Source organism: Rhizobium sp. A37_96, assembly GCF_053521765.1.
This window is the reverse complement of sequence record NZ_JBNWDS010000004.1, coordinates 211,247-236,864: the sequence shown is the minus strand read 5'-3', so window position 1 is coordinate 236,864 and position 25,618 is coordinate 211,247. Positions and strand designations below refer to the sequence as shown.

The 25,618-nt window shown below is 56.8% G+C and carries 27 protein-coding genes, 1 pseudogene and 1 other annotated feature; of the genes and pseudogenes, 16 read left to right on the top strand and 12 right to left on the bottom strand.

Annotation, left to right across the window (positions count from 1 at the left end):
* The first annotated feature begins 33 nt into the window (after window positions 1-33).
* Window positions 34-89 (top strand) — a sequence feature (sul1 is cis-regulatory element that is thought to sense ions involved in sulfur or methionine metabolism; They are found in Alphaproteobacteria).
* A gap of 66 nt (window positions 90-155) precedes the next feature.
* Window positions 156-1,622 (top strand): SulP family inorganic anion transporter, encoded by a 1,467-nt coding sequence (locus ACQZ6J_RS14920; protein ID WP_449084623.1) that lies wholly within the window; start codon window positions 156-158, stop codon window positions 1,620-1,622.
* 151 nt (window positions 1,623-1,773) lie between these two features.
* On the opposite strand, the gene ACQZ6J_RS14915 is transcribed toward ACQZ6J_RS14920, so the two are convergent.
* From ACQZ6J_RS14915 to ACQZ6J_RS14905, 3 genes are read right to left on the bottom strand one after another with little or no spacing between them, the layout of a single operon-like run.
* The gene (locus tag ACQZ6J_RS14915; protein WP_400675312.1) at window positions 1,774-2,040 is read right to left on the bottom strand and encodes a hypothetical protein; all 267 of its coding nucleotides are present in this window, start codon (window positions 2,038-2,040) and stop codon (window positions 1,774-1,776) included.
* 54 nt (window positions 2,041-2,094) lie between these two features.
* Window positions 2,095-2,871 carry a molybdopterin-binding protein gene (locus tag ACQZ6J_RS14910; RefSeq protein WP_449084622.1) on the bottom strand — a complete coding sequence of 259 codons (777 nt, stop codon included), beginning with the start codon at window positions 2,869-2,871 and terminating at the stop codon, window positions 2,095-2,097.
* Window positions 2,868-3,728, bottom strand: coding sequence for a cytochrome b/b6 domain-containing protein (locus ACQZ6J_RS14905; protein WP_449084621.1), 861 nt, complete (start codon window positions 3,726-3,728; stop codon window positions 2,868-2,870). The genes ACQZ6J_RS14910 and ACQZ6J_RS14905 overlap by 4 nt, the downstream gene beginning before the upstream one ends.
* A 234-nt stretch (window positions 3,729-3,962) precedes the next feature.
* Here ACQZ6J_RS14905 and ACQZ6J_RS14900 point away from each other — a divergent pair, with 234 nt between their 5' ends.
* The 3 genes from ACQZ6J_RS14900 (at window position 3,963) to ACQZ6J_RS14890 (ending at window position 5,959) form a co-directional block, all read left to right on the top strand.
* Window positions 3,963-4,664, top strand: coding sequence for a DUF1223 domain-containing protein (locus tag ACQZ6J_RS14900; protein WP_449084620.1), 702 nt, complete (start codon window positions 3,963-3,965; stop codon window positions 4,662-4,664).
* A 545-nt stretch (window positions 4,665-5,209) separates the two neighbouring features.
* Entirely contained in the window at window positions 5,210-5,530 is a 321-nt protein-coding gene (locus ACQZ6J_RS14895) for a hypothetical protein (protein WP_449084619.1), read from the top strand.
* Window positions 5,531-5,650: 120 nt separating this feature from the next.
* On the top strand, window positions 5,651-5,959 hold the full coding sequence (locus ACQZ6J_RS14890; protein ID WP_449084618.1) for a hypothetical protein: 309 nt from the start codon (window positions 5,651-5,653) through the stop codon (window positions 5,957-5,959).
* Window positions 5,960-6,227: 268 nt separating this feature from the next.
* On the opposite strand, the gene ACQZ6J_RS14885 is transcribed toward ACQZ6J_RS14890, so the two are convergent.
* The 3 genes from ACQZ6J_RS14885 to ACQZ6J_RS14875 are packed head-to-tail and all read right to left on the bottom strand — an operon-like array spanning window position 6,228 to window position 9,281.
* Window positions 6,228-7,181: an ABC transporter permease gene (locus ACQZ6J_RS14885; RefSeq protein WP_449084617.1), complete on the bottom strand. Its 954-nt coding sequence runs from the start codon at window positions 7,179-7,181 to the stop codon at window positions 6,228-6,230.
* The gene (locus ACQZ6J_RS14880; protein WP_449084616.1) at window positions 7,171-8,103 is read right to left on the bottom strand and encodes an ABC transporter ATP-binding protein; all 933 of its coding nucleotides are present in this window, start codon (window positions 8,101-8,103) and stop codon (window positions 7,171-7,173) included. Before ACQZ6J_RS14880 ends, ACQZ6J_RS14885 begins: the two co-directional genes overlap by 11 nt.
* Window positions 8,100-9,281, bottom strand: coding sequence for a COG1470 family protein (locus tag ACQZ6J_RS14875; RefSeq protein ID WP_449084615.1), 1,182 nt, complete (start codon window positions 9,279-9,281; stop codon window positions 8,100-8,102). The genes ACQZ6J_RS14880 and ACQZ6J_RS14875 overlap by 4 nt, the downstream gene beginning before the upstream one ends.
* Before the next feature lie 542 nt (window positions 9,282-9,823).
* Here ACQZ6J_RS14875 and ACQZ6J_RS14870 point away from each other — a divergent pair.
* Together ACQZ6J_RS14870 and ACQZ6J_RS14865 are read left to right on the top strand one after the other, a co-directional pair.
* Entirely contained in the window at window positions 9,824-10,237 is a 414-nt protein-coding gene (locus ACQZ6J_RS14870) for a response regulator (protein WP_449084614.1), read from the top strand.
* A 14-nt stretch (window positions 10,238-10,251) separates the two neighbouring features.
* A complete protein-coding gene (locus tag ACQZ6J_RS14865) occupies window positions 10,252-10,548 on the top strand; it encodes a hypothetical protein (RefSeq protein WP_449084613.1) in 297 nt (98 codons plus the stop codon).
* Window positions 10,549-10,636: 88 nt separating this feature from the next.
* Here the strand turns inward: ACQZ6J_RS14865 and ACQZ6J_RS14860 are convergent, their stop codons facing one another.
* Window positions 10,637-11,107 carry a MarR family winged helix-turn-helix transcriptional regulator gene (locus ACQZ6J_RS14860; RefSeq protein WP_400675357.1) on the bottom strand — a complete coding sequence of 157 codons (471 nt, stop codon included), beginning with the start codon at window positions 11,105-11,107 and terminating at the stop codon, window positions 10,637-10,639.
* Between the two features lie 402 nt (window positions 11,108-11,509).
* Here ACQZ6J_RS14860 and ACQZ6J_RS14855 point away from each other — a divergent pair, with 402 nt between their 5' ends.
* The 3 genes from ACQZ6J_RS14855 to ACQZ6J_RS14845 all read left to right on the top strand — a co-directional run bounded on the left by ACQZ6J_RS14855 (window position 11,510) and on the right by ACQZ6J_RS14845 (window position 13,498).
* A complete protein-coding gene (locus ACQZ6J_RS14855) occupies window positions 11,510-12,859 on the top strand; it encodes a chloride channel protein (protein WP_449084713.1) in 1,350 nt (449 codons plus the stop codon).
* 61 nt (window positions 12,860-12,920) lie between these two features.
* Window positions 12,921-13,208, top strand: coding sequence for a hypothetical protein (locus ACQZ6J_RS14850; protein WP_449084612.1), 288 nt, complete (start codon window positions 12,921-12,923; stop codon window positions 13,206-13,208).
* Between the two features lie 149 nt (window positions 13,209-13,357).
* Complete coding sequence (locus tag ACQZ6J_RS14845) at window positions 13,358-13,498, top strand: hypothetical protein (protein ID WP_449084611.1); 141 nt, start codon at window positions 13,358-13,360, stop codon at window positions 13,496-13,498.
* A gap of 247 nt (window positions 13,499-13,745) precedes the next feature.
* Here the strand turns inward: ACQZ6J_RS14845 and ACQZ6J_RS14840 are convergent, their stop codons facing one another.
* Window positions 13,746-14,243, bottom strand: a complete 498-nt coding sequence (locus tag ACQZ6J_RS14840; protein ID WP_449084610.1) for an invasion associated locus B family protein — start codon at window positions 14,241-14,243, stop codon at window positions 13,746-13,748.
* 280 nt (window positions 14,244-14,523) lie between these two features.
* Here ACQZ6J_RS14840 and ACQZ6J_RS14835 point away from each other — a divergent pair, with 280 nt between their 5' ends.
* Window positions 14,524-16,392, top strand: a complete 1,869-nt coding sequence (locus tag ACQZ6J_RS14835) for a chloride channel protein (RefSeq protein WP_449084609.1) — start codon at window positions 14,524-14,526, stop codon at window positions 16,390-16,392.
* A 38-nt stretch (window positions 16,393-16,430) separates the two neighbouring features.
* On the opposite strand, the gene ACQZ6J_RS14830 is transcribed toward ACQZ6J_RS14835, so the two are convergent.
* Both ACQZ6J_RS14830 and ACQZ6J_RS14825 read right to left on the bottom strand, forming a co-directional pair.
* Window positions 16,431-16,814, bottom strand: coding sequence for a hypothetical protein (locus ACQZ6J_RS14830; protein ID WP_449084608.1), 384 nt, complete (start codon window positions 16,812-16,814; stop codon window positions 16,431-16,433).
* A gap of 148 nt (window positions 16,815-16,962) precedes the next feature.
* Window positions 16,963-17,268 (bottom strand): hypothetical protein, encoded by a 306-nt coding sequence (locus tag ACQZ6J_RS14825; RefSeq protein WP_449084607.1) that lies wholly within the window; start codon window positions 17,266-17,268, stop codon window positions 16,963-16,965.
* A 284-nt stretch (window positions 17,269-17,552) separates the two neighbouring features.
* Here ACQZ6J_RS14825 and ACQZ6J_RS14820 point away from each other — a divergent pair, with 284 nt between their 5' ends.
* Both ACQZ6J_RS14820 and ACQZ6J_RS14815 read left to right on the top strand, forming a co-directional pair.
* Window positions 17,553-17,903 (top strand): hypothetical protein, encoded by a 351-nt coding sequence (locus ACQZ6J_RS14820; protein ID WP_449084606.1) that lies wholly within the window; start codon window positions 17,553-17,555, stop codon window positions 17,901-17,903.
* Between the two features lie 138 nt (window positions 17,904-18,041).
* Window positions 18,042-18,788, top strand: a complete 747-nt coding sequence (locus ACQZ6J_RS14815) for a DUF4336 domain-containing protein (RefSeq protein ID WP_449084605.1) — start codon at window positions 18,042-18,044, stop codon at window positions 18,786-18,788.
* Between the two features lie 199 nt (window positions 18,789-18,987).
* Here ACQZ6J_RS14815 and ACQZ6J_RS14810 read toward each other — a convergent pair whose 3' ends face one another.
* Window positions 18,988-20,358: a tetratricopeptide repeat protein gene (locus ACQZ6J_RS14810; RefSeq protein ID WP_449084604.1), complete on the bottom strand. Its 1,371-nt coding sequence runs from the start codon at window positions 20,356-20,358 to the stop codon at window positions 18,988-18,990.
* Window positions 20,359-20,804: 446 nt separating this feature from the next.
* Here ACQZ6J_RS14810 and ACQZ6J_RS14805 point away from each other — a divergent pair.
* Window positions 20,805-21,538: pseudogene (locus ACQZ6J_RS14805) on the top strand (DUF4396 domain-containing protein).
* A gap of 155 nt (window positions 21,539-21,693) precedes the next feature.
* Here the strand turns inward: ACQZ6J_RS14805 and ACQZ6J_RS14800 are convergent.
* Window positions 21,694-22,074 carry a hypothetical protein gene (locus tag ACQZ6J_RS14800; protein ID WP_449084603.1) on the bottom strand — a complete coding sequence of 127 codons (381 nt, stop codon included), beginning with the start codon at window positions 22,072-22,074 and terminating at the stop codon, window positions 21,694-21,696.
* Window positions 22,075-22,676: 602 nt separating this feature from the next.
* Between ACQZ6J_RS14800 and ACQZ6J_RS14795 the strand changes: the two genes are divergently transcribed.
* From ACQZ6J_RS14795 to ACQZ6J_RS14785, 3 genes are read left to right on the top strand one after another with little or no spacing between them, the layout of a single operon-like run.
* The gene (locus tag ACQZ6J_RS14795) at window positions 22,677-23,762 is read left to right on the top strand and encodes a substrate-binding domain-containing protein (protein WP_449084602.1); all 1,086 of its coding nucleotides are present in this window, start codon (window positions 22,677-22,679) and stop codon (window positions 23,760-23,762) included.
* A gap of 40 nt (window positions 23,763-23,802) precedes the next feature.
* Window positions 23,803-24,834: an ABC transporter permease gene (locus ACQZ6J_RS14790; protein WP_449084601.1), complete on the top strand. Its 1,032-nt coding sequence runs from the start codon at window positions 23,803-23,805 to the stop codon at window positions 24,832-24,834.
* A complete protein-coding gene (locus tag ACQZ6J_RS14785) occupies window positions 24,834-25,607 on the top strand; it encodes an ATP-binding cassette domain-containing protein (protein WP_449084600.1) in 774 nt (257 codons plus the stop codon). The genes ACQZ6J_RS14790 and ACQZ6J_RS14785 overlap by 1 nt, the downstream gene beginning before the upstream one ends.
* The last annotated feature ends 11 nt before the right edge of the window (window positions 25,608-25,618 follow it).

The following is a 25,618-nucleotide window of genomic DNA, read 5'->3' as shown; positions in this document are numbered from 1 at the left end:
TCATCAACAATCACGCCTATAAGGGCGCACTCGACTGGACCCGGTGAGAATCCGGGTGGCTATTCCGGCCGCCGATCCGCCGGACCACGCAAAACCTGTATGCCGACTTGAGGCCTCGCCCCCGAGGTCAGGCTTCCTTTGCGAGAATTCACCAGATGTCACTATCTTCCATCCGCCGGGAGTGGCTTGCCAATCCTACCCGTGAGATGCTCGCCGGAGCTGTCGCGACCTTCGCCCTCATTCCCGAAGTCATCGCCTTCTCGTTCGCGGCCGGCGTCGATCCACAGGTTGGATTGTTTGCGTCTTTCGTGATCGGGATTGTCATCGCCTTCAGCGGCGGGCGTCCCGCTATGATCTCGGCCGCGGCCGGATCCGTCGCTCTTGTCGCGGCACCTTTGGTTCATGCCCACGGCTTGCCCTATCTGCTCGCCGCCGGGCTTCTGGCAGGTATCATGCAGATCGTCTTTGGCCTGCTGCGTCTCGGCGTGCTGATGCGCTTCGTGTCGAAGTCGGTCCGGACCGGGTTTGTCAACGCGCTTGCGATCCTCATCTTCGGGGCTCAGGTGCCCCATATCATCGGCGGGGGCGTCGTCGGCTATGCCTTTCTGGCCGCAGGGCTGATGTTGATCTATCTGGTGCCGCGGATCACGACGGCACTGCCATCGCCTCTGATCTGTGTTGTCGTCCTGACGGTTGCCTCAATGATGCTGAAGCTTCCGGTGGTTACCGTCGCCGATCTTGGGCGTCTTCCCGATTCTCTCCCTTTCTTAACATGGCCGGATGTTCCGCTAAACGTCGAGACTCTCCGCATCATCGCCGGTCCGGCCTTGGCAATCGCCATGGTCGGCCTGCTTGAATCGATGATGACGGCCAGCGTCGTTGATGACTTGACCGACACCCCAAGCTCCAAGAACCGAGAATGCGCGGGTCTTGGCTTAGCCAATGCCGCATCGAGCCTGTTCGGTGGCATTGCCGGGTGCGGCATGATTGGCCAGACGATCAGCAACGTGAAGTACGGCGGTCGGGGTCGTCTGTCGACGCTGTTTGCGGGTGCTTTCCTGTTAGTCCTGATGGTTCTGCTCAAGCCCTGGGTGTCGCAGGTTCCGGTAGCTGCGCTGGTGGCCATCATGATCATGGTCTCGATAGACACCTTCGATTGGTCGTCGTTGCGCAAGCTGGTTGTCCATCCGAAGATATCGAGTGCCGTAATGCTTGCAACCGTCGTCGTTACGGTCGCGACCTCCAATTTGGCGCTCGGCGTCACGGTCGGGGTACTCTTGAGCGGCGTGTTCTTCACCTTCAAGGTTGCCGGTCTGTTGCATGTCGAGAGGGAGCTGGATGCCCAAGCCAGGCAAATTCTCTACCGCGTCTCAGGCCAGGTATTTTTCGCGTCAGCCGACCTATTCGTCGAGGCATTCGACATGCGTGACGCTGCCGACATGGGCGTTACCATCGATGTCTCCCGGGCACATTTCTGGGACATCACTGCGGTGACTGCCCTGGAGAAGGTCGTCCAGCGCTTTAAAGCGCACGGCACCAAAGTTGACGTGATCGGGGTAAACGAAGCCAGTTCGACGTTGATAGAACGGCTCGACTCATCGGTTGCCATCGGCGAGGCATAACACTAGTGGCTATGGCCGAGGGAACCAGCCAACTGTGGAGAGATGCGTGAATGCGAAGGCTCGCCTTTGCGAAGTGCTACACACGAACTGAAACGACGGCCCGGGAATGTGGATGTGGCGACCGGATACTACCGGCCGCCACGGATCATTGCTACATCTTGCCCATGCTCTTCATGGCCTTGTCCATGTGCATCTTGCAGTCGTCCATCTTCTTCGCTTTCATCGCCTCCTTGGCCATCATCATTTCCTTGGAGGCCATTTCCTTCTTCCCCTTCATCATCGGATCCTTCATGGCATCCACTTCGCTCTGCGCCTTCATCATGGAAGCATCGTCGCACTTCATCATTGTGTTCGCCGCGTAAACTGGCAGTGTGAACGCCGAGATCAACAAGGCGGCTGCAATCGTAACTCTGAACATTTTCTTCTCCTTTTGATGGGCATCATTGCCCGCAGTGAGGCGTTTTCCAGACGGCTATATTCCCGCGTACCATTCGTAGCCGCGGTCCTCCCAGAAACCGCCCTTGCCACCCCAAAGGCTGGCGAAGCTGTCCTTGATTTCGATGCGCATGAGGTATTTTGCGTGCTTGTAGCCAAGATGGCGTTCCACTCGCAGTCTGAGCGGTGCGCCATGAGACACTTCGAGGTCTTTGCCGTTGAGCTGATAGGCAAGAATTGTCTGAGGATGAAAGGCATCAATCAGATCGATGCTTTCGTAGTACGTGCCGCTGCCGTCGATGGTCTGCTCGAGCTGGTCCGCGCAATAGAACACGGCATAGCGGGCTCCCGGCTTCAGGCCCGTATTCTGCAGGATGGGTCCAAGCGGTACGCCCGTCCATTTCCCGATGGCGCTCCAACCCTCCACGCAATCATGTCGGGTAATTTGCGTGCGCGATGGCAATTTTTTCAAATCCGCCAGTGAGAGCTCGACCGGATGCTCGACCAAACCGTCGATCTTCAATCGCCAGTCCGCAAAGCCCGTCGCTATCATCCGGGCATAGTCCTCGCTGTCGGGCTGGCTTGTGCCGTTCGGCCTGAAGGTCGGCGAGATGTCCGCCTCGGAGAATTCACGAGCCAGCTTGTCCTTGGGGACGAGAAGCCGCTGGCTTTTCATCGTCAGTCTTTCCGCCATCGCCAGTACGTTTTGAACCTTGGCGTTTTGGACGACGTCGTCGCAGCCAGTCAGGCCGATTGCACCCAGCCCAGCGGCTGATCCGATTAACAGGCGGCGGCGTGTGATGAAGAATGTCATTTCCGGACCCCTTCGCTTTCGATCCTGTAGCGGCCGGTGATCATCGAACGCATGTTGTTCCAAAGCCCGGAAAGGATGACCATGGTGACATGCACCAGAACGAAGAGCACGATCGACCAGGCGCAAATGAAGTGGATGGAGCGTGCCGACTGTCGTCCGCCGAAGACATCGAGCAGGAAGGGGAAACCGGCATCGATGCCCGGCGACATGGTCAGCCCCGTCGCGAGCATCAGCGGCAGCAGAATAAAGATGACGATCAGATAGGTGAGTTTCTGGAGAGCATTGTAATGCCGCGCCTTTTCCCCTTTCGGGAAGCGCAGCCGCGCGTGATCGACAATCTCCTGCTTCAGGTGGCCCGGTGAGAGCTCTTCTGCGCTCGGCGCGAGATCGCGCCGGAAATGACCGCCGACAAAACCGTACAGCGCATAGATCAATCCGTTGATCACAAAGAGCCAAGCAAAGAATAGATGCCACCGGCGGCCGGTCGCGAGATCCTGATAGCTCGGGATGGTCGCCCAGGTTGGAAAACCGCGCTCCGTCAGCTCGCCGCCTTCCCGCGAGACGCCGAGAATGCCTGTTGTCACGATGGACAGGCGGCCGATGCGGAGGATGCCACGGCTGCTGTCTCCATCCTGGACGGACCCGATCGAGAGCCAAGATGGATCGGCATTGGCACCGTACTGTCCCCAATAGAGCGAGGGATGGGCATTGAATATCTGCAAGCCACTCATCAGAAGCAGGCTGAGACAGACAACGTTGAGCCAATGGGTGATCCGGGTGACGAGGGAATGCCGTCGAATGAATACTCGTGTCGGTCCGGTCGGCGGTGATGTGTCCAGGTGGTCCACGGTGGCCATGGTCGCTCCTCGCGCGCCAGCCAAACGGCTGTGCTGCTAGAGAATACGAGCGGCGAAGCGTGGTTGTTACAGGTGTGGCGAAATAATTTCGGGCGGCGACACCCGCCACTCCGCCTGAACGCTCGGGAGCTAGCCGGCCAGAGACACCTGATGCAGGCGGTCACAAAACTGTGAGCCTGTAACAAACGGCTACTTCGTTGCGAAGCCGATGATGAAGCCATTGGGAGAGAAGCGATGAAGCAACTGACGAGACTATTGATCACCGGAGCAGCCGTGTGCGTCACGGCGAGTGTTTCGTATGGCGCATCAATCGATAACCGCTCCCCCACGGTTGTCGAACTCTTCACGAGCCAGGGATGCTCGTCCTGTCCGCCTGCGAACGCCAACCTCATAAAGCTCAGCAAGCGCGATGACGTCCTCGCCTTGAGCTTCGCCGTGACATACTGGGACTATCTCGGCTGGAAGGATATTTTCGACAAGCAGGAATTTACAGACAGGCAGGTTGCTTATGAGGCCCCGCTCCGTCAGTCAGGGCCCTATACTCCTCAGATGGTCATCAACGGTACGAGGACCGTGGTTGGAAACAACCTCGCCGAGTTGACTCAGCTTCTGGCAACCGTCTCTGCCTTGAAGGGACCGTCCATTGCCTTTCGCCAGGACGGCGCTCGGATAGGGGGCGGTGAAGCCCCGAGATCGGCAGCGGACGTCTGGTTGATCCGATATAATCCGAACGTCGTCAATGTGCCGATCGATCGTGGCGAAAACGCCGGCAGCACTTTGCCCCACACTCACGTCGTCCACGCGCTGAAGCATCTCGGGCAATGGGATGGAAGGCCTGTCACCTTCGATTTCCCTAAAGCACCGGATCAGCTTCGCACCGCAATTCTGGTTCAGGAGCAACATGGTGGCCCCATACTCGCGGCAGTGACGGACTGAACAACATCGTGCAAAAAAACGCGCCTTCCTTCATGTCAATGAAGGCTGGAAAACTGGAGCAACAAGGCGCGGGTCGATAGCCTCAAAGTGACACCGATTTCCTAGTAATCTGAGACCAATGCAAGTGTGAGCCGACGACACGACGCATCCGTTGGACGCATATGCATCATGGCACGACATAAAGTCCAAAGGATGAGAAGAATGCCGAGATCGATCAAGCTGACTTGGTACACGCCAGTCTCGCGATCATGCTAGGGGAATGAGGGATCCTTGTTGGATGGTCATTGACAATGTGTCTGAGGTTGCATCTTTCAACACAGTCGAGATTGCTTTCCTCAGGATAGCTATTCTACAGCCCACCATCGACCTTTGATCTCTGAAAACTTTCGTCTTCCAGTGAAGGTGCGAGGACCAATGTGAAACGAATAGCTGCACCAGTAGCCAGAGTTTTGTCTGGCTGTCGTACAGCGCGCATCAGTCGCTTTCACATCTATCGCCGCTGAGATTTCATCGACTGATGGGCCCGCCGAAAATGGCCGCCAATCATGCCAAATAAATATAACTGCAATGGCAGCTACAATACCGATCGTAATGCGGCGGAGCTTCATCATCCTTCCAATCACATTGCCGGACAAGTCTTGCGCCGCCAAGCTATGACGGAACAATACTGCGTCGGTTTAGCGGAGCGAGATTGCGACAAGAAGGACTGCGAATTTGCTCCAGAATTATTTGTCGCTGTCCACATTCTTTTGGAGACTTTATATCACAACATGATATATATCGGTAAAATTTGTTGGCCAGTTCTGGGATGTTGTTGGACTGCGATTTTAATGCTGCTGATGACAGGGGATCGACAATTCCCTTAGGGTCAAACGGCTCGCAGGAGGGGGCGAGCTTGGAAGTGGCGATAGGTTGAGTTTTGGTTGTCGGAATGGTGTCCGCAATGAAGAGGAGATGGTGTTTGATGGAGCGCCATAGTTGATGCAATGGGCGATGTCGTAAAATTCAAATCTGACAGGATTGGCGGTCAACGCCTGATGCGAACAGCGAAGCTTGAAGAGGAACTGAGACTAAGCTTTCCTTCGGCACCAAAGTCAGCCCACAACGATCGCAACCCGCTGATCGTAAAGTATCATCAGAGATCGGCGGAACCAGAGGTCGGGTTTCCGCTGCTTGGTATCGCAATCATGATCCTGGCGATCGCGGTCTATGCGCTGGCTGCATTTCATCTCACGGACCAGCCGCACTACTCCGCCCGCGCCAATCTTCTTCCGCCGCTTATGGCGCAGCAATAGCGCGCGAATCCTCTCAGCAGGCGCGAAAGTCCGCTCCCCGGTCGTCTTGGCGCGAGTGGTTGGGGAGCGTCACAAGGCCAGTTGGTATGAGGGCGTATCAATTGCCGCCGATTTAAATGAGATAGTGCGATAAAGAAATACGTCCGTCGGCGGGGGAATGTTTCTTCGCTCTCAGCCATCACCGTCGTATTGAAACGGATCAGTGCCTGCAATCGAGGTCGAATGGTTTTTCTCACTCGACAACTGCCGAGCTGATTGTGGCATCTGCCTATGCCCTTATCTCCTGCCTTTGGAATACGACATAGGCGATCGTGTAGACGAGCAGCATGGCGGCAATCAGCCCCGAGAATTGCGGCCAGATCAATAGGATGCTTTGATCGAAGGGCAGCGGCGCTCCAAGCAGGGCTCCCTGGAGCTGACTGACGAATATCAGGCCCAGCGCCCTGGTTGCGGGATTAAGAAGCGCAAGCGTTGCCTCGCCGAACAGCGTGTTGGGAGACAGCCGCGCAATGGCATGCGCGATTTCCGCCTGATGCACCGCCGTCATCGGATCGAGGGGATCGACAGGCGCTATCGCTCCAGCGAGAAGCGGCCCGATCATGCTCCAGAAGATCGTGAAGACGAGCCAGAGCGTCAACCCGGCAAGCGCCGAAGTCGCGGGAGCTCGAAAGAGCGTCGAAAACAGCATCGAAATCGCGAGCCAAACACCGGCATAGGCAAGCGAAGCGATCAGGAAGGCCACACCGCGCATGATTTCCTCCCCCGACGGCGGCAGGCCGAGCATCAGAATCCCCATGCCGGTGACGAGCAGCCAGAGCGTGACTAGGCAAATCCCTATGACCAGAAGCCCACCGATGAATTTTCCGGCGAGCAGCGCATCGCGATAGATCGGCTGGGACAGGATACGGCTCATCGTGCGGCGGTTATACTCGCCGTTGATCGCGTCGAAGCCGAGCGCTATTGCCACCAGCGGCAACAGGAAGCCCAGGAAGGCGACGAAGGACGGCAGCGGCTCGCGGGCCGTTGTGAAGATGCGAAGGAAGAGGAACTGATCTTCGCTGAGGGTATTCTTGATCTCGCCGATTGCCGCATAGATCGAGCCGAAGGCGGTGAGGAGCACGAGCAGCATCACAAGATGCATACGCGGGCTCGTCATGTGATCGGCTGCCTCCTTCATGGCGACAGTGGAGAGACCGGCAAAGGGGGAGCCTTCACGCTGCATGATCCACCTGTTCGAAATAACGCACATAGACTTCGTCGAGGCTTGAGCGATCCATCGACAGTCGCTTGAGACGGCCGCCGGCCGAAACGATCCTGCTGGCGATTTCGGGGCGAACATCGATCTCCGCGTCGATACGGGTGACGTCCGATGCCATTGCGGTCATTCGCGTAATCCGTGGGACATCCGCAACTATCTTGGCGGTATCGCATCCTTCCGCTTCGACCTCGATGATGTACGACCCGCCAAGGACCTGACTGGCGAGATCCGCAACGCGGCCGACCAAACCGACCCTGCCGCGATGGAAAAGCGCCACCCTGGAACAGATCGCCTGGACCATCGACAAGAGATGCGACGACAGGACGATCGTCATGCCTTCACCGGCGAGTTGCACGATGAGATCGAGCAATTCCTGCGTCGACTGCGGATCGAGACCTGAGGTCGGTTCATCCAGAATGGCGACTTCGCTTCCCTTTGCCAGCAGATCGGCAATTCCGAGGCGCTGTCGCATGCCGCGGGAGAAGGTCGATACGCGGCGATCGGCAACCTCCGTGAGGCGCACGCGCGCCAAGGCGCTTGCAATGTGCTGCTCCGCATCGGCAATGCCGGCCAGGCGCATGGTGTAACGCAGATTCTCCCAGGCGCTCATGCTGTCGTAGAATCCGACGGCATCCGGCAAATAGCCAACCCTGCGCTTGACCTCCAGCGGCTCACGCAAGGGGTCATGACCCAGCACACGTACGCTGCCGCCATCGGGTTCGGTCAGTCCGAGCAAAAGCAGGATCGTCGTCGTCTTGCCGGAGCCGTTCGGACCGAGCAGCCCAAAAATCTCTCCTTTATTGACCACCAGATCGAGACTTTCGACCGCAACAGCGCGGCCATAGTGTTTGGTGAGGCCCTTTGCCTCGATGACAGGCGTATTCATCGGCGTCCATACCTCGTGACTGCCATGGCGAGCACGATGACGGCGGCGCCGATCACGCCGAGACCGGCGGCTCCCCAAATGGTTGACGTTGTCACCGTGACACGGAAGTCCGCATTGTCGGATGCACCACTACCGTCCGCCCTTATGCTGACCATGTAATCGCCTGCAATGGCATTGTTCGATGGCGTCATGTGCACGGCAACCGTCTGCTGTGCACCGGGTGCGATGGTATCGAGCGCCTTCGGGTCAAGCTGAACATTCCAGCCACTGGGAGCACTTGCCGAAAGCTTGACCTCCGTCGCAGGTGCCGTTCCGGAATTGTTGATGGTGAAGTTGAATATCTGTTCCCTGCCGGCCACGGCCCTGCCGGAAAGCCGGCCATCCGGGCCTGACAGGGATATCGACGGCTGACCGGTGACATCGAGCACCAGCTGCGTCTTGCCCTCAACCTTCGGGCTGGACGCTTCCACCATGACTGGATACTTGCCGGCGGCAACATTCTGTGGCGGCTTTACGGATACCTTTACGGTCTTGGTTTCACCTGGCTTGAAGGGAAGGCTGGTCAGTTCCTGGCTGCCGTATTGTTCTTTGAACGTCGCGGCAAAGCCGGACGGAGCATCCGAAACGAGATTGAGGGTCTCGTTCTCCTGGCTGTCATTCTTGATGGCGACATCGAAATCGAAGTTCGAACGAGGCGTTCCCCTGAGTGCCGGCAGGCTCGGCGTCAGCGTCACCTTGTCTGGCTCTGCGGCAGCCAGCGTCATCGAAATTGGTAGTTGCAGTGTCTCGTTGGTGTCGGAGGTGCCGCGAACGGTAAAGTTATAGGTTCCGGGCTTGATGGAACCAGGTGGCGTAATCTTCAAGGTCAGCCTCTGGCTGTCATCGGAACCGACGATCGCGGCTCTGACGGGCTTGCCCGCTCCATCCAGCTCCCATTTCCAGCTGTCCGGCAGACCGTTGACGGAAAAGGCGATACGCGCGGGCGGCAGGTTAGAATTCGAAAGGGTCAAGGACAGGCTGGTATCTTCACCGATACGTTCGGTCAGGACCGGAAAATCCGTCGTCAACCACAAGCCCGTGGGTTTGGCTGGCGCCATTTGCGCGCAACCGACAGAGGCATACGAAACCATCCCGCCGGCAAGCACTATGGCCGGCAGGAAATGACGAAAGCGACTCATCGCATCACTCCCAAATCAATAATGGCACGCTTGGCTTGGCTGCATCCGATGCGCCAAGACCCTGGAACGATCCGGCGCAATTGCGACAAGAATCGGGCAAAGACATTAAATCTTCTTAATATGCCTTCTCGATCCAGAGTGCTGGCATCAGGGCGCTGCAACGACGCCGATCAAAGTTTGGGGAAGGACATCTTCCTGAATAGATCAGATTTCCGGACATATCGTTAGGAAAAACAGATGCTTAGTATTCTTCCGAAGTAGTGGAGAATTTTGGCGGAACTGCATTTCAGCGCTGCTCTGCGTCGTGCGCCCGCTGGCGACGGCCGATTGCTTCCTACTCGTATTTTCTGTCATGCTATGATATTTTGATCCGGAGCGGACTAAGGTGATTCTGAATGAAGGATGAACACATGGAAGATTTTGAGGTTTTTATGAGGCTATATTAGCACTTTTTATTCCCGTTGGAGCATTGGGTGCCGTACCCAGAGACTGCGGACGCAACGATTTTGGCAAGACTGTAATTGATAGCTGGGGGATGATTGATGAAACGCGTTCTGATTGTTGAAGATGATCCGTTAATCGCGATTGATCTCCAACACATCATCCATGATCTCGGCTATGAGACCTCGGGTATCGCCAATAGCTTTGAAAGCGCAAAGCGGCTCGCGCCGCATTCCGACCTCGCCCTGGTGGACGTCAATCTGGTCGACGGAGCGACCGGACCCCGCATCGGGCAATTCTTGGCCGGCGAATTCGGTGTCTCGGTCGTCATGGTGACGGCCAATCCGGAGGTCGTCGCTGATGGGATTTCAGGGGTGATCGGCGTCATCTCCAAACCCGCGCAACCGGCCACAATCAAGCAGGTGCTGGAGTTCATGTTGAATTACAATGATCAACTGTTGCCCCATCCTCCGGCACTACGTCTGTTTTCGTCTGAAAGACGTGGCCACATCTAGGGAGGTGCAGCAGGATGGAAAACCGCGAGCCCCTCTGCCTTCTGTCACTACGCCTAGAGAAGCTGCTGCAGCGTCATGGTGTCCTGGACGACCAGAGCCAGATGGGAACCCCGAAAGCCGGTGAAATACCGGCTGAGCTTCAACAGAGACTGACAGGGCTCATTGAAAACATGGCTGAGCTTAGAGGGCTGATCGACGTCGGCCAGGATGCTCGCCGTGGCAAATCGCTCTCCCTGGCGGTGATGCACGCCGCCTACGTCATGATGGAGGAAGTCTGCGGCGCATTGGAACGCAGCGAAGAAAAGCAATAGAAGTGCTTCCCGTTGCACGCCCGAAGGCGCGGATGTTGCGCTCCGCCGGAGCGAAACTATCGAGCACAAATCTCGATTTTCGCTACGGTCAGTCGGATCGCGACAGGCGCCGGAGCCGCCTCAAGGATTCGACCAGGAGTTTCTCATTCTCGAACATTCCGTTGAGATGGATCCTCGCCAACTGCTCCAGCAGTTCTTCGCCCACCTCAGTCAGGCCGATCAACACGCTGCGCTTGTCTTCCGGAGAAGGCGTGCGCACTGCCAAGCCCGCAGCCTCCAGCCGATTTACCAGCTGGACTGCACCATTGTGCTGTAACAGCATCTGTTCAGCCAACTCTCGCATCATGACCTGCCGCGCTGGCGCGACCTTGATCACAAGCAGGGCTTGATACTGCTGTGACGTTACACCAACTTCGGAAAGCGCGGCCTCGCTAAAGGAAAGAAACCGCCGCATGGCGAGGCGCACCCCCGCCAGACCGTGATAGACATCAGGATCCAGAGGCTCGGTCACGTCAAATTCACGTCTGTGAGATCGTCTGGGCCGCTTGTCCGGGTGCATTCACATCATCCTCTATCTCTAGCGAGACGATATATTTTAGACACGCCCCGACTGGCAAGCATTTAGGGTAGACGTGACATTTGGCCTGCGTGCGGATGCCGTTTGCATTGCTTTCAGGAAAGCCCCCGACCTGCTTCTCGACAACTTAACGCCATTCGTCATGCGTCTGAGGCGGATGAGCGATACGGGTCGCCTCCTCTGGCAACATTCATCATTCCCCTAAAAGGCGATTCACTCGTCGGAATATTTCTACTTATGCTCCGGTTCGCATTTGCGATCCTTCGATCGGACAACTTGGCGAGACTAGGTCGATGTGCTTTCGGCAGCTCAATTAAATCTCGTATTTTATATCACTACATGACATATAGCGTTAGGAGATTTTCACTATCACTTAGGCAAATGATGTCATCGCGCTTCCGTAAACCAAAATTACTCCGTCGCTCCCGCGTTGTCTTGGGCTCGATCAATCTATGGCGGCCGCGGCTGGTGTTCTGGACGGGGGCGCTGGCGATCGGCGTGATTAGTGTCGGCTTTGCCAAGCTTGCCGATCTAGCACAACGCGCCTTTGCCGGAGTAACGAGTTCCGGGGAGTGGGGCTGGCTGCTGCCGCTTGCACTGACGCCGCTCGGCTTCATGCTTTCTGCCTATCTGGCGGCGACCTTGTTTCCGAATTCTCAAGGAAGCGGCATTCCCCAGGCGATTGCGGCGCGGCATCTACATCATGACGAAGATCGCACGAAACTGTTGTCGCTAAAGGTCGCTCTCGGCAAGATCGTGCTAACCACACTGGGGCTCTTTTGTGGCGCCTCGATCGGCCGCGAGGGGCCGACGGTGCAGGTCGGCGCGTCCTTCATGCTGGCGGTTGCCCGGCTCAGTGGCATGGCACAGGCGAAGGGATTGATCCTGGCGGGTTCCGCCGCAGGCATCGCGGCCGCATTCAACACGCCTCTTGCCGGCATCGTCTTTGCCATCGAGGAAATGAGCCGCGCCTATGAATCGCGCGCCAATGGCCTGGTACTGATGGCCGTCATTCTCTCCGGTCTCGCAGCACTCGGCCTTTCCGGCAGCTACAATTATTTTGGCACGGCCGATGTTGCGCCGATAGTGCTCAGGGACTGGATCGCCATGCTGATCTGTGGCGTCGGCGGTGGTACGCTCGGGGCTGCCTTCAGCGGCCTTGTCCTTTACAGCGGTATTCGCATCCGCCGCTGGGCTTTGCCGCAGCCTCTGGCACGCGTCGTCATGTTTGCTGGCCTATGCGGTCTTGCCATTGCCATTATTGGCGTCGTGTCGGGTGGCAACACTTTCGGCACCGGCTATGAACAGGCACGTGGTGCAGTCGAGGGCCATGCCCTGCCCGTGTTGTTCTTCGCCGAAAAGCTGCTGGCGAGTTTCCTATCGATGATCTCGGGTATTCCGGGTGGCATCTTCGCGCCGTCTTTGGCCGTTGGCGCCGGTCTCGGCAGTACGGTTGGCTCATTGCTCGGCACTAGTATCGCGCTGGCGGCGATCCTTGGCATGGCGGGCTACTTCGCGGGCGTCGTACAGGCGCCGATGACCGCCTTCGTCATCATATTGGAAATGACTGGCGACCATCAGGCTGTCATCCCGATTATGGCCGTGTCGATGATCGGCTATGTGACATCGCGCTTGCTATCGCGCGAGCCCTTGTATCACGGGCTGTCGCGCGTCTTCATCGCCGCAGCGATCCGCGCACGGCGTAGCACGGAAAGAAATATGTCTCACACCTAATTGGCTCGGAAGGGCCATCGAGCGAGGCCCTGCAAACGACAAGCGTCAACGCACCTCGGGAATGGAGCTCAACGATATGACCTCATTCTGGAATGCAACCGTGATCTTCCCGGTCATGGCGATCTCGTCGCACATTGAAGCGCCCCAGGCGATTTTCGTTTCGGATCAACCGCCCGATTGCGCAGACGTCGTTGAAAAGGTTCTGATCAAGACAAAAGGCCGGCTCCTGTCGTTCAGCTCAACCAAGGATAAGTGCACGGTTGTTTTTCTTCTGGATAAGGACGGGGAGCGTCCCGAAAAAGTTATCATAAAGGTCGATAGAAACAAGATTTTCGACAAGATCGAATAGTTTCTCGCACTGCAAGGATACAATCATAGATTGCCATCTTCACGCAACTGAGTATCTCTCGCACTGAAGATGAAACTGAAAATACAATATTGAAGCCCTCGGCGGCTTTCAGTTGATGGTTTGGTTCCAATGGAAGTGGATGATCGTTCATGACAGGCAAGATCACGCGCAGAATGATATTTCTAGTATGCGCGTTTCTCATCGTGCTGACGGCACTTGGTCTTCTGATGCGATTCTATGGCCCGATGGCAGAAAGTCATCAAAAATACGGCGAGATTACCAAGGTTTAGGGCGATCTCGTTAATCGCCAGGTCGGCGGCAAATTGACTTGGGGCCGTTTCTTGCGTGTTTGGATTTTCGGCGCGCCAGCTCAATGCGAGCCCGTCGGCTCGGAGCCCAGATCCGCGTGACATCATAGCGATCGAGAGCTGGGCTCCATTACATGAACGGGCGTGGTGGATCACGTTTGTGCCGGTCTAAGTGAGGCGGAAGCCACAATCAGCCCGGCCGCTCTCAAGTGAGAGAAATTACCAGGCGTCAATTGCAGGCATCGATCCGTTTCAACGCGGCGGTGATGCCTGAGAGGGAATAGGAATAGCTGGTGGCGGTTCCCCGCTTCGAGGTGGCGTGCAGTTCCAATTTGTCGCCCGACTTCAGCGCCTGGATCATGGACGGCTGGTCAGCTTCGTTCTGAACCCAGCCGTGCCTGTCCTGGGTGAACATCGCAAAGGTTTTGCCGCCAATCACGGCCGTCATCGGCGCACCTTGCCTGAGATCGTAACCCACCATTGCCTCCGGGACGTAGTCCTTTCCCGATGGGCGCGCGACCATGAAGAAATTGTCGCCATGATCGACATTGGCGGGCATCTGCGCCGTCGGCGTTGACAGGATATAGCAACTCGTGCCGCCGTCGGACTTATAGGAAAATGCGCCCCATGCACCGAATTGATCGAGGCGGACGGGCGGTGCAGCGTGAGCTGCGGTGATTGCGGACATGGTGAGCACGAGAGAGGCTGCGAGAATTTTGACAGTCATCGTTTCCTATCATTTCTTCTGTCAAGGAAGCCCGGCGCGAACATGCACGTAGACATCTCGTCATGCTTTCAAGCTTGCCGCTACTGATCGGCCCGCTGCGGGCAATTTCCTTCGAGATTGATCTGGACCCGATCCGCCGATCGCGAATCGGTCGCTTTTCATAACGCGGATTTTGTGTCATGTCATGATATATATGGAGGCCAGTGATTTGCCTATCGGCGCGTAGGCTTGCATAGGTCTCGAAGCAGCCAATAAGCACAATCCACCAAGAGGCATGTTCATGATAGACGCCGAGAAGTCGAACCTCGATCATGGAAAGGCTCGCGGCCCGACGGAAGATGGCCCTGCTCGGCGTGTCGCAAATAACGGTACGGCGGAGCACGACCAAGACATGCGGTTGGGCTTACTTTTGCTGTCGGCTCTGGCACTCGGCCTCGGCATCGTGACAGGCCTGGGGGCGGTCCTGTTCCGCGATTTGATTGCGCTTCTGCACAACCTGTTCTTCAACGGCACAGCCTCGATCGCCTATGACGCAAACGTGTTCACCGCACCCAGTCGATGGGGTGTGTTCATTATAGCCGCGCCGGTTATTGGCGGGGTCATCGTCACTTTTCTCGTCAGCAATTTTGCGCCGGAGGCCAAGGGACACGGCGTCCCCGAGGTCATGAACGCCATCTATCATCATGAGGGTCGGATCCGGCCGATTGTCGCGGTCGTGAAATCTCTCGCTTCTGCCGTCGCAATCGGTAGCGGCTCGTCGGTCGGTCGCGAGGGGCCGATCATTCAGATCGGTTCGGCACTGGGATCAACCCTTGGACAGATCATTCGCATGCCGATCGGCCAGCGCATCGTCATGGTTGCGGCCGGCGCCGGTGCGGGCATCGCCGCGACTTTCAACACGCCGATTGGCGGCGTCATGTTTGCCATCGAGCTGATGATGCCGGAAGTCAGTGTCAGCACCTTCCTGCCGGTCGCAATAGCCACGGGAGCCGCAACGTTCGTCGGCCGATGGTTCATCGGCCAGCAGCCCGCGTTTCTCGTGCCGCCCCTGCAGGCACTGACGACCGATGGTAGTGCCGTCATATTGCTGCTCCTCTATGCCGCGCTCGGCGCGGTGGCCGGAGTGGCGGCTGCGGCCTTCATTCACGGCTTGCATCTGGCCGAAGACTGTTTTGAGAAAATTCCAGGCCGCTACACGCGCCATATCCTCGGCATGTGGTTTCTTGGCCTTCTCATGTACGTTCTCTTTGACCGTTTCGGCCAATACTATGTCGATGGTGTCGGGTACGCCACGATCGAGAGCATTTTGGTCGGTCACACGACGACCCTTGGGCTCCTGGCCTTGCTGTTCGCATGCAAGTTGATCGCAACATCGACCAGCCTGGGCGCGGGATCTTCCGGCGGTATCTTCTCGCCATCGCTTTTCATGGGCGCGACCCTTGGCGGCGGCTTTGCGGCCTTCGTACACATGCTCGGCATTCCGATCCCGATCAGTATCCCGGCCTTTGCCATGGTTGGCATGGGTGCGATGGTCGGCGGTGGCACCGGCGCGGTGATGACGGCCATCACCATGACATTCGAGATGACCCGGGAATATGACATCGTCATGCCGATGATCCTTGCGGTCGCCACCAGTGTCGGTGTCCGGCGACTGCTTTCCCGCGAGAATATCTACACGCTCAAGCTGGTCCGCCGGGGCCGGCCGATACCCAAGGCGTTGCATGCCAACATGTTTCTGGTGCGCCATGCCCACGAAGTCATGGACAGCGACATACTTATATTGCCGGCGGAACAGAGCTTCGACGAGTTTCTACGTCAGCACGAAGAGGAGGGACGGCTTCGCCACGTCGTCGTGATTAAGGGCAGCCATGTGTTTGGCGTCATACGCATCAACACGGGCCTGCGTCGCGGCCTGGAGGATCGTCATACCGGCATAAGCCTTGGCGATATCGCTAGCCGCGACTTTACCATCGTCGGTAACGAAATGATCGCCTCCGAAGTCATTCAGCGGATATGGCGAAAGAACGCGTTCATGGCGGTGGTGGTCACTGGTCACGGAATTCCGCGCGATACCGATGTCGTCGGCGTCATAACCAAGGAACACGTTGCCAATTCTGTTGCAGAGGGTCTTAAGATTTATCCGAGGTGAATTGGCGATGAAGGACTCGCGGTGGCGACTTCGATCGGTCATTCGATCAATGCGGGTGTGGAGACATTGCTCCTTGCTGAATAGCGCGGCTGCCCGCTTATATGTGCAACGACGATAGAGAAAGCCGCGATCGAGCAAAGCAGAATAATTAGGGGAATGGCCGCCTGCTTCGCGAATGCGATGACCGAAGGTGTCTCCTCTGGACCCTTCGATGCACTGGCGGCATTGGTTCGCGGCGCTGGTAAGCTAGTCGATTCCGGCGGCGCGCAAACCGCCTTTCTGCCCTTGCCTCCGACATGGCTGCGCCATGATCTCAGCTTGATTGCTTTGAATTGCAGCACCTCACCCACGTTCTTGCACCCAGAAGATTGAAAGGAACCCGCGGCGAATTTGGGATCGACAAAAGCCGGCTGGCCGATCACTCAGCTATTCTGGTTCACCACCTCAGGATAGGCCGCCTTCGAAATCATGCGCGAGAAGATCGCTGCTTGAATCCAGGATATTTAAGGTCGTGCTTGTCGGCGGGCGATCCAAGGCAACATCTTGTCAGTTCGGAACGCACGACAGTTATCACGCAGTTCGCGTCGCAACGGCCTGGCAGGACAAGTCCGTTGGTCTTGTCTCGTCAAAATCCATCACCGACCCAACGACACCGAAGACGCGAACATCGCCGCCCTTGTTTTTGAGAAGCCCGGCGACCGAGCCATATACCACGACGACCGCGCCGGCCTCCACGATTAGGTCATGGAGGACCGTACCGTGAAGTTCAAAGGTTCGACCTCTCGGAACCGTCAGACTTCCGGTGATCACACCATAAAACTGCACATCGCGATCAAGTCGTATCGAGCCATCAATTCTGACATCTAGTCGTTCCAACCGAAGTTCCTCCATGGATTAAGCGTCGTCGTCTCGTTCAGTCCCCTACATCAATATATGTCATAGCATGACATAAATCAAAGAGGGTCGAATGGCGACCTGAAAAATCACGCAATTTTGTTCAACCTCGCGCATTCAGGTGCAAGCGGAGGAGAGAGCCCGCGCAGGGCACCCGATAACAGCGATATTCTCACCATTCGAGCATTGTGCGTGGTTCGCTTAAAGTATATCATGTGATGATGTAAATTGGCTCTGGCTTCGTAGCGCGGATAGGTTTGCTAACGATGGCGTCGAATGAAAAGACAAATGCAATAGCGGCGCTTTTCGATGACCTTGCCAGTGCGAACGAGGCGATTGAGCGTCTGGCTTCCGTTGGCATCTCTCCGACCAAGATCGAGGTGCTGACGGGAGCCGATGCCATAGCGTTTGCCGCCAGCGAAGAGAATGGATTTTGGCACAAGCTTGCGACATTGCTTTTCGAGGACGACGATCGGAGCGCGCTCCTGCGAGACTTACGGCATGGCAGTCATCTGCTTGTTCTAAGCGATCTCGAATTTGGTGAAGATGACCTCGCTCTCGACATTCTCGACAATGACGATCTTTGGGATGCTCGTGACAGCCGTTTTGAGAAATGAAACTACGTTGCCTGCAAAAGGATAGACGATCCTCGTTTGTCGCCGGTTGTTCAACTGCGCTGCAAGGCAGCGTCGGCATGCGCCACTGTCTCCAGGCAACGTCAGAGCCGATCGCCGATCTCCAACGAAGGAGCCACCTTGTCTTGTGAACCCCGAGGCACCTACCCGCCAATTGGTGTTCTGAAGCCGGTTGCGGAGAATGTCTGGATTGTCGACGGTCCGCTCATTCGGTTTGGCATGCCATGGCCGAGGATGTTGTTCCCGACGCGAATGACCGTGATCAGGCTTGCCGGCGGCCTTTTCATTCATTCGCCGACTGCACTCTCGCCCACTTTAGAAAAGCAGTTGCAAGAATTGGGCTCCCCGCGCTGGATCGTGGGACCGAACCGCATCCATTATTGGTGGATCCCCGATTGGAAAGACGCCTATCCTGGCGCGGACATCTATCTTGCCCCTCGCATTCGCGAACAATCCAGGGGGCGCATCAATTTTCCTGCGAATGACCTGTCAAGGAGGACCGGCTATCCGTGGGATGATGAACTCGTGACCTTGCCCGTGGAAAGTAGCTTCATGACAGAGATCGAGTTTTTTCATCCTAAGAGCCGTACATTGGTGCTCACTGACTTCATCGAGAATTTTGAACCCTCCCGACTTGATGGTTTCTTCATGCGCTGTCTTACATGGCTCGGCGGAGTGCAGGACCCGCATGGAAGCATGCCCCGTGACATGAGAATGACCTTCTCGCGAAATCTCCTGGACCTCAAAACTGCCGTCGAAACGATGATCAAATGGGATCCGGAGCGGATTGTCCTGGCCCACGGTCGCTGGTACGAAACGGACGGTGCCCAGGAGTTGCGTCGCGCTTTTGGTTGGTTGCTTGATTAGTCTTGCGCTTTGCCCAACATCAGTTAGCTTCGCCCTACCCTTCCGCCAGACGTTTTTCGTCTCAATTGGAAGCTCGGCCGACCGAAATCGGTGGCAGAACGATCCTCGCGAACCTGTCGGCGAAATAGCAACCCAAAATGTCTTGAAATTCCCGAGCGTCGATAGTCTTCCGAGGCGATGCTTGCATTTCTCCAGCCTCTCAATGTGCCGCCAAGGATGCCGGCATCAATATTAAACTGCTGCGGTCGTGGCCGGCTATGATTTTCAGCGAGATGCCCGCAGTCACCTTGATCGGCTGGGGAAACGGATGCAACACCTGCAGCCAGCCGCCGCCGGAATAATCGTCGGGATGATTGGCAAATTCGATTCCGTCGGTAAGATCGATCTTCATCCACTGCACGATCCCGACCGCCGTTCCATCCGCGCTGACGGGAATATCGACGACGCGAACATCTTCGGCATGTTTCGGGCGGGTGAGGTCGATGGTCTGCAGCTCGACATCAGGGGAAAGCCGCCTCCATTCGGTCATCGAGCCGTGTACCGGCAAGCGGTTGGCGGCAAGTCGCGTAAATTCCGACACGTCGAAGCCGGACGCCACATCGACAAACGAATAGGCGGCGAGGACATCGCTCTCGACCAGGCACCCGATGGCACTCGCCGCGCGCGGGATGATTGTAGCGCCTTCGTTTATCAGGCGCGCATGGGCATCTTCAAATGTATCGAGCACGTTCTCAGCCAATAGGTCGCTGGAGAGAATTTCCGAGACCAGAATGTCGGCTCGCTCCTGCATGTCGCGCCCGACAATCAGATCCGTCGACATCTTGCCAACAATGCTTATCCGGTTCGACAGCCCGTTCTGCTCGACGATGCGCTCGGCCGTTTCTGCAATGACCGGCAGCGTTTCGCAGGCAACCACATTCGTCGCTCCGGCGCGCGCCGCCATCATCGACAGCAAGCCGCTGCCGGCGCCGATATCGAGTATTTGCACTGACGGACCCCGCTCGGCGATAGCCCTGGCAATAGCCATCTCGAATGCATCGTTGCGGCGAACATCGTTCAACATCGGAATATGCCAGAAGGGAACGATCCGCGACGTCAGGCGGCGCATCTGGTGCCGCGGCATGATACTGTCCGGTTGAAGGGATACCACGCGGCGAAAGCCGGCAAGAGCATCGTGGCTGCGATCGGCTGCGGCAAGGGCGACCGATAGGTTGTTCAATACGAGCGGATTGTCGGGAGAGGCCTTGGCAGCGGCTTCAAAACAGCTGATCGCCTCGTTCACTTCACCTTGCCTGAGGAGCAGTGCACCCTTTTCAAGAAGGGCGACCAGATGGTTGGGTTCGATGCAAAGCATGTCATCCCAATAGCCTAATGCGGCCTTTGCATCGCCTCTCAATGCGGCAATCCCCGCTAACAATGGAAGAATGTCCGGCACGCGATATCGATGCTGCAACACCTCGAGATAGTGCTGCTCGGCGCGTTCGATTTCTCCCGAAGCGTGAAACTTCATCGCCAGGTTCAACGACTCGCGCGCCTCGACAAGTGCCTGAACTTCACCCTCAGTCTCCATTGAATGCCCCCAAAGATAACGTATTTTCGAGTCCTCCCTTCCGTTACGTTCGGGCTGGTCGCTTCGTTACAGGGGATTGAAGAAAAAAGATCAGATGTCTGCTGGTCGCGAGCCTCTCATTCCATAGCGGGTATCCTACATGACAACGCAACGCTGCGCTGAGTAGCCGACCAAAACGCGTCCCCGCAGCTAACCGTCCGCCCATGGCAAGGCAGATCACTCCGGCGGGCTTGAGGCAATGGAGACGACATGGGGATCGCCCGCGCATTTTGTTTGGCGGCTTTGCTTACCTCACCTTTTGCCTTCATGTCGGGAACCTCGAACCCACCCTTTCTACCGATGTTTTTGGCTTCCATTGGAACATCGACCGTTCGAAATGGTTGGCATGACAGTCCCCTGCAATCGTCCAGCCCGTCAGCGAACGACAACCTGCGCGAAGCACACACATGTTTCCGAACTGGTTTCATTTCCTTGCCATCCTGGCCATTAGCCTCGGCTTTCTTTCGGCTTTCATTGTGATTGCGGATGTCGTGCGGCATCCACAACACATGGCAATCATGAGTGTCGCCTGGCCGGTCACGGCGCTCTTCGGCACGCTACCGCTTCTTTGGGCCTATTTTTCCTTCGGCCGTCTCGCCAGTCAGGACGCCATGACGGAGGCAAAAAATCGCGGAGAACAGAAGCCGAGCAGGACCAAGATTCCCTTTTCCGTCATGGTTGGAAAGGGAGCCTTGCACTGCGGAAGCGGCTGCATGATCGGTGATGTTCTCGCCGAATGGCTCGCTTTTGCTCTGCCGGCAATTGCAGTCGCCTTGGGCTGGCAATCACTCTTTAGCGAAAAAATGTTCGCTGACTGGATTCTCGATTTCATCTTCGCGTTTGCCCTGGGTATCGTCTTCCAATATTTCGCGATCGCGCCGATGCGCGATCTATCCGTCTTGGAAGGGCTGAAGGCCGCCGTGAAAGCAGATGCGCTCTCGCTCATGGCGTGGCAGGTCGGCATGTACGGGGCTATGGCCGTGCTGCAGCTTTTTGTCTTTCCGACCGCTTTGGCGCGAAAGCCGATGTTGACAGCTGGGAATTCTGGTTCGCCATGCAGATTGCCATGATATGTGGCTTCGTGACGAGCTACCCGATCAATTGGTATCTCATATCCGCCGGCATCAAGGAAAGGATGTAACGCTCGCTCGGGCTCTATGCCTTACTCTCAACGCCTTTCTTTAAGCGCTTCGTTCTTTTCAGGCGGATCAGGCGTGCGCCCCAAAAGGCTCCGGACGACTGGGCAGCTCCAATGTCTTGCCCACCTGTTGGTGCCGTTCGACGTCTGAGGGCCAACTATAAGAGGGCAAGGAATACCGCGACTTCAGCCGGTTTTGTAGCTCGAAACAGCACCTCACCCTCCTTGCTGACCAGCACTACGCAAAAGTCCACTACGGAATTGGCACCAAGTTGCGAACGAAATACTTTTGACCGCAATCCGCTCACGGCGCCAAATAAAGGCGTCACCTTGCCATCGTGCACGCGCACAACCGCCAGATCGGCCTCTTTGAGGCGCTGGCGAGCTTCAAGGATTAAACGCTCCTGCTCGCGACCGGCTTCTCGGGTCAGATCGTTGAAGATCACCACCACCGGCTTCTTACCGCTGAAAGCCTCCAGCCCCTCGGCAGCTTTCTGGGGCTGCAGCTTCAGTTCACGATATTCATCGACAATCGTCATGGATTCATCCTCGACTAAAATTCTCGAACACTCCGCATTCAAGAATGAATCCTTTCCGGCCGGCTTTGTTCCGATCCCATTCTGTCAACAAATCAAACAGCGGGTCGCAATCCGTGAGCGGCTCCGTCGCTGGGCGGATATGCCTAATTCAGGCGGTCGGTCAGACCAATGCTGGCCGACTTACCGCACGGCGCCTAGGCCGAAACTTCCTCCTGCGCAGAACCGGACCGTCGCCAGTTAGTTACGATAATTTAATTTTCAAGAATCCCACGAGCCCGAAGTCCCGGCTTGTAAACTCAAAGAACATTTCGCGCGTGCATACGGTGTTGAAACGTCTGACGTTTCCGTCGCGGACGTTGTTGGCGCATGTGTTTCGAATCTTGGATCGATCGACACTGCCAGTTGCCAAGAGGCGATGGACGACAACCGATTCTTATTTCTGCCACGGAAATGTCGATATTTCTTCACCATCTACAATGGACGGGACCTGTTTTCGATAAAGAGACGGTCACGCCATCTTAAGTCAAGGGCGCCGGGAAACACCCTGCAACAAAGCCTTCCGACATTGAGTTGTCGGACGACTAAAGAGGAGGATAACTCCAATGATCGGAAATAACGATAATGATGGCGAACTAGTCGGCTTGCGCAGTAATTCGCGGCGCGATTTGCTTCTGGGCATGTTGGGCGGAAGCGTTGCCGCGGTTGCTGGCCTGCCGACGCTTGCCAAGGCCGCAACCAATATGGAGGGCGCGTTTCCAAGCCATCCGAGCTGGAAGTTCGTTTTCATCAATCACGTCACGACGAACCCTTTCTTCGTTCCGACTCAATATGGCATCGCTGACGCGTGCGCATTGCTCGGATGCTCGTATCAGTGGACGGGATCCCAGACATCCGTTGCGTCCGAGATGGTCAACGCGATGGATACGGCGATTACAGCCAAAGCGGACGCGATTGCCGTCTGTCTCGTCGATCAACACGCATTCAATGCGCCAGTCGAACGGGCTCTCGCTGCCGGCATTCCCGTCTTTGCCTATAACGCCGATACGACCGGTAACAACCGCCTTGCCTATATTGGTCAGGACCTTTATCAGGCCGGCAAGTCGCTTGGTGAACGCATCGTCAGTCTTGTCGATGAAGGTGAAGTCGCCGGCTTCATCGCCACGCCAGGCCAGCTCAATATCCAGCCACGCATGGACGGGGCGAGGGATGCAATCAAGGCATCCGGCAAGAAGATCACGTTGGCGGAGATAGCCACCGGTCCGACCATCAATGAGGAAGTCACGCGGGTCGATGCCTATTACACCGGTCATCCCAATCTGAAAGGTATGTTTGCGGTCGACGCCGGCAGCACCTTGTCGGTCGGCAAGGCGATGCAGAAATACGGTCTTCACGCCAAGGGCATCCGTGCCGGCGGCTTCGATCTTCTGCCGCAGACACTCGACGCGATCTCTGAAGGGCATCTGGATTTCACCATCGATCAACAGCCCTATCTGCAGGGATTCTACACGGTGATGGAAATGTTCCTCTTCACCGCGTCCGGCGGCCTTACCGGGCCTTCCGAGATGAATACTGGTCTGAAATTCGTCACCAAGGACGGCGTTGAAGCCTACCGCAAGACGAAGAGCCGCTTCGAAGGCAATTCGAGCGACAAAGCTCTCCTCGAAAGACCCAAATCGATCGCTGGCTGAGTTGCCGAATGTCGAGTGTTGGTCAAAAGGTTGGTTTGTTATGACCGAACAAGATGCGGGCCGCCGATCGGCCAATGTTGATGTAAAGCCCCACATGACGCCGTCTTGGTTGAGATCATGGCAGACCATGGGAATGGTCGTCTTGCGCTGGCGTGAGACGAGCATTCTCGCAGCAGGCATCGCGCTTGCTGCCTATTTCCAATATGCCAATGGCGCGTTCCTATCACAAGCCAATCTGCAGAACCTCATCCAATACTCCGGCACCACAGCAATTATCGCCGGCGGCGAAGTGCTGGTGCTGGTCTGCGGTGAGGTCGACCTGTCGGTCGGCATGGTCTACGCACTGACGCCGTTTGTCATGTATTTCGCGGCAGCAGCAGGTGCACCATACTATCTGGCGGTTTTCGTCGGTCTCGGTGCGGCGGCCGTTGTCGGTCTTATCAACGGGCTGATCACAACACTGCTACGGGTGCCGTCCTTTGTGACGACGCTCGGAATGCTGTTCGCCATCAATGGGTTCACGCTAACGATCTCGGGCGGCTTTCCGGTCGAACTACAAGCTGGGGAGGGGTTTACCAGTCTGCTCGGCGGGAGCGCCTGGTCGGAACTCGGCTGGGCTGTCGCCATCACGCTCATCTTGCAATTCGTTCTCAAGAAGACCCGCTGGGGTCTTCATACCGTGGCAACTGGCGGAAATCTCGTCGGCGCAGCCGAAGTCGGCATATCTGTGCGCCTGATAAAGATCGGTAACTTTATCCTTTGCAGCGCCTTGGGTGGCTTTGCGGGGGTAATTGACGCGTTTCGGATCGGATCCGTCGACCCCCTGGCCGGCGGTTCCCAGATCATGTTCCAGGCGATGGCTGGTGCGGTTATCGGCGGCACCTTGCTCACCGGTGGTGTGGGAACGGTCATCGGCGCTCTGATCGGGTCGCTGGTCCTAGGTATCCTGACGGACGGCTTCACGCTGCTCGGCGTCAGCGCCTACACATTCGATATGATCCTCGGAGCGGCGATCCTCGTGACCATGGCAGTCAACGTTCGCCTGACCCAAATGCGCGGTGGAGACGTGTGATGCCAGACCAGATTCAAGCCGAAGTCCTCAGAGCGGAGCACATCGCAAAGTCGTTCGGCCAGGTGACAGCACTGCGAGACATCAACCTACGGCTTCACCGAGGCGAAGTTCTGGGGCTTCTCGGCGACAACGGGGCAGGCAAGTCCACCCTCATCAAGATCTTGACCGGCTTTCATCGTCCGACAAGCGGCCAGCTCTATTTCGAGGGCCAACCCACAACGCTTCACTCGGTAAGCCACGCACGCTCCCTTGGGATCGAAGCCGTCTTCCAAGATCTCGCGCTGATCAACGAAGTCAATGTCTACCGCAACATGTTCTTGCGGCGTGAGCCGGTCCATGGCCGCTTTCTCGGCATTCTCGATGATCGCACAATGCGGGCGCGGGCGATTGAATTGCTGGACCGTATGGGGGTGAGGATTCCGTCCGTTGATGTGCCAGTCGCCAGACTATCCGGCGGTCAGCGACAGGCGATTGCAGTTGCTCGTTCTGTCTACCAAAAGGCGAAAGTTCTCTTGCTCGATGAGCCAACCGCGGCGATGGGCGTCAAGGAATCCGCCCAGATTCTTGATGTTATCCAACGTCTGAAGCGTGAGGGGGAAGTTGCCATCATCATCATTGCACACAATTACGCGCAAATTTTCGATGTCTGCGACCGCATCAACCTTGTCGAGAACGGCGCCATCGCCTTCGACAAGCCGACCGCAGACACCTCGATTCAGGAGCTGATGGATCTCGTCGTCAGCAAATATCGTAATGCTCGCGTCACGGCCTGACGGGATGGTAC

Bases quoted from the DNA above. Each gene is read 5' to 3' on its own strand.
- ACQZ6J_RS14920 (WP_449084623.1), top strand. From the start codon at position 156: ATGTCACTATCTTCCATCCGCCGGGAGTGGCTTGCCAATCCTACCCGT.
- ACQZ6J_RS14915 (WP_400675312.1), bottom strand. From the start codon at position 2,040: ATGTTCAGAGTTACGATTGCAGCCGCCTTGTTGATCTCGGCGTTCACA.
- ACQZ6J_RS14910 (WP_449084622.1), bottom strand. From the start codon at position 2,871: ATGACATTCTTCATCACACGCCGCCGCCTGTTAATCGGATCAGCCGCT.
- ACQZ6J_RS14905 (WP_449084621.1), bottom strand. From the start codon at position 3,728: ATGGCCACCGTGGACCACCTGGACACATCACCGCCGACCGGACCGACA.
- ACQZ6J_RS14900 (WP_449084620.1), top strand. From the start codon at position 3,963: ATGAAGCAACTGACGAGACTATTGATCACCGGAGCAGCCGTGTGCGTC.
- ACQZ6J_RS14895 (WP_449084619.1), top strand. From the start codon at position 5,210: ATGCCAAATAAATATAACTGCAATGGCAGCTACAATACCGATCGTAAT.
- ACQZ6J_RS14890 (WP_449084618.1), top strand. From the start codon at position 5,651: ATGGGCGATGTCGTAAAATTCAAATCTGACAGGATTGGCGGTCAACGC.
- ACQZ6J_RS14885 (WP_449084617.1), bottom strand. From the start codon at position 7,181: ATGCAGCGTGAAGGCTCCCCCTTTGCCGGTCTCTCCACTGTCGCCATG.
- ACQZ6J_RS14880 (WP_449084616.1), bottom strand. From the start codon at position 8,103: ATGAATACGCCTGTCATCGAGGCAAAGGGCCTCACCAAACACTATGGC.
- ACQZ6J_RS14875 (WP_449084615.1), bottom strand. From the start codon at position 9,281: ATGAGTCGCTTTCGTCATTTCCTGCCGGCCATAGTGCTTGCCGGCGGG.
- ACQZ6J_RS14870 (WP_449084614.1), top strand. From the start codon at position 9,824: ATGAAACGCGTTCTGATTGTTGAAGATGATCCGTTAATCGCGATTGAT.
- ACQZ6J_RS14865 (WP_449084613.1), top strand. From the start codon at position 10,252: ATGGAAAACCGCGAGCCCCTCTGCCTTCTGTCACTACGCCTAGAGAAG.
- ACQZ6J_RS14860 (WP_400675357.1), bottom strand. From the start codon at position 11,107: ATGCACCCGGACAAGCGGCCCAGACGATCTCACAGACGTGAATTTGAC.
- ACQZ6J_RS14855 (WP_449084713.1), top strand. From the start codon at position 11,510: ATGTCATCGCGCTTCCGTAAACCAAAATTACTCCGTCGCTCCCGCGTT.
- ACQZ6J_RS14850 (WP_449084612.1), top strand. From the start codon at position 12,921: ATGGAGCTCAACGATATGACCTCATTCTGGAATGCAACCGTGATCTTC.
- ACQZ6J_RS14845 (WP_449084611.1), top strand. From the start codon at position 13,358: ATGACAGGCAAGATCACGCGCAGAATGATATTTCTAGTATGCGCGTTT.
- ACQZ6J_RS14840 (WP_449084610.1), bottom strand. From the start codon at position 14,243: ATGACTGTCAAAATTCTCGCAGCCTCTCTCGTGCTCACCATGTCCGCA.
- ACQZ6J_RS14835 (WP_449084609.1), top strand. From the start codon at position 14,524: ATGATAGACGCCGAGAAGTCGAACCTCGATCATGGAAAGGCTCGCGGC.
- ACQZ6J_RS14820 (WP_449084606.1), top strand. From the start codon at position 17,553: ATGGCGTCGAATGAAAAGACAAATGCAATAGCGGCGCTTTTCGATGAC.
- ACQZ6J_RS14810 (WP_449084604.1), bottom strand. From the start codon at position 20,358: ATGGAGACTGAGGGTGAAGTTCAGGCACTTGTCGAGGCGCGCGAGTCG.
- ACQZ6J_RS14800 (WP_449084603.1), bottom strand. From the start codon at position 22,074: ATGACGATTGTCGATGAATATCGTGAACTGAAGCTGCAGCCCCAGAAA.
- ACQZ6J_RS14795 (WP_449084602.1), top strand. From the start codon at position 22,677: ATGATCGGAAATAACGATAATGATGGCGAACTAGTCGGCTTGCGCAGT.
- ACQZ6J_RS14790 (WP_449084601.1), top strand. From the start codon at position 23,803: ATGACCGAACAAGATGCGGGCCGCCGATCGGCCAATGTTGATGTAAAG.
- ACQZ6J_RS14785 (WP_449084600.1), top strand. From the start codon at position 24,834: ATGCCAGACCAGATTCAAGCCGAAGTCCTCAGAGCGGAGCACATCGCA.